Source organism: Curtobacterium sp. B18, from assembly GCF_000333375.1.
Taxonomy (GTDB): Bacteria; Actinomycetota; Actinomycetes; order Actinomycetales; family Microbacteriaceae; genus Curtobacterium.
Genome location: NZ_BACZ01000394.1, coordinates 1 through 619, shown reverse-complemented (window position 1 = coordinate 619; position 619 = coordinate 1). Strand labels below are relative to the sequence as shown.

Annotated in this window: 1 pseudogene; it reads left to right on the top strand. The window is 69.1% G+C overall.

What is annotated here, in order from left to right:
* Nucleotides 1-82: 82 nt before the first annotated feature.
* A pseudogene (locus tag I5E_RS10970) lies at nt 83-619 on the top strand (exopolysaccharide production protein); the annotation flags it as partial.

Genomic DNA, 619 nt, shown 5'->3' with positions numbered 1-619 from the left:
TGAACGGCTTCCGTCCGTCCGTCGTACGCCTGTACTCGCCGGAGGACGCGAACCAGCACTTCTCGCACTTCTCGAAGGGCAAGTGCGTCTCGTCACATTGTTCGTCCTCGCGGGCCTGAGCCTGCTCGGGCAGCGCTACCGGATCGAGTGGCACGGGGTGCTCCCCCTGTCGCTCCTGGCGTTCGTCGGGTACTGCGCGCTGAGCGTGGTGTGGAGCGAGTACTCGTGGGTGGCCCTCCGGGGACTCGTCGGCACGGTCGGCTTCATCGGGCTCGGGCTGTACCTCGCGCTGGGTCGCGACCTGGTGCAGGTGATCCGGGCGTCCGGCGACGCCTTCCGGATCCTGCTCGTCGCCGCGCTCGGGCTCGAGGTCCTGTCCGGGCTCGTCCTCGACACCCCGATCCCGGCGTTCGGCATCCAGGGGAACATCGCCTACGGCGGCCCGATCCAGGGCATCGGCGGCACCCGCAACTTCATGGGGTTCATCGCGGCGATGGCGCTGGTGACGTTCGTCGTCGAGTTCCTCACCCGCTCGGTGACGATGTGGCGCGCGATCGGCTCCACCGCCCTCGCGGTCATCGCGCTGATGCTCGTGCAGTCCCCCATCACCGGGCTCGCG